The organism is Duganella phyllosphaerae (genome assembly GCF_001758785.1).
Lineage (GTDB): Bacteria > Pseudomonadota > Gammaproteobacteria > Burkholderiales > Burkholderiaceae_D > Rugamonas > Rugamonas phyllosphaerae.
In genome coordinates, this window is the sequence record NZ_LROM01000064.1 from 1 (window position 1) to 576 (window position 576).

A 576-nucleotide genomic window follows, 5' to 3' on the forward strand; every position below is an offset into this window, starting at 1 on the left:
ACCGCCAGGTTGGCCTTGTTGATGGTTGCGCTCAGGCCAGTCGGTTGCAGCACCACGTAGTTGCCGGCATCGGCGCCGGACAAGGTATAGCCGGTCACTGTCACCGCCTTACCGGCGCCGGCATCCTTGCTGGCAAAACTGCCCACGCCGGTACCGGCCACCGACACGTTGTCGCTGCCAAGGGCGGCCACGGCGGCGTTACCGGTCAGGCTGGCGGCGGTGGTGGCGTCATAGGTTTTATCAAGCGCCGCAATATCCGATACCGTGAGGTTGGCCTTGTTGATGGTTGCGCTCAGGCCGGTCGGCTGGGTGACCACGTAGTTGCCGGCGTCGGCGCCCGACAGCGTGTAGCCGCTCACCGTCACAGCCTTGTTGATACCGACATCCTTGGTCGCAAAACTGCCGCTGCCGCTGCCGGCCAGCGACACCGTGTCGCCCGAAACCAGGCCCGAGTAGCCAACGCTGGCGGTGTTGAGCGCGGCCGTGGTCGTGGCGTCGTAGATTTTATCGACGGCGCTGACGCCGGTCAGGGTCAGCCCCTTGGCGGTCACGGTGTAACTGCTGCCGGCCACGAAA

Annotated in this window: 1 protein-coding gene; it reads right to left on the reverse strand. The window is 65.3% G+C overall.

Annotated features, from left to right (window positions below; translation table 11 throughout):
- On the reverse strand, positions 1–576 hold a 576-nt coding region (locus tag DUPY_RS28345), incomplete at both ends, for a YDG domain-containing protein (protein WP_229255268.1).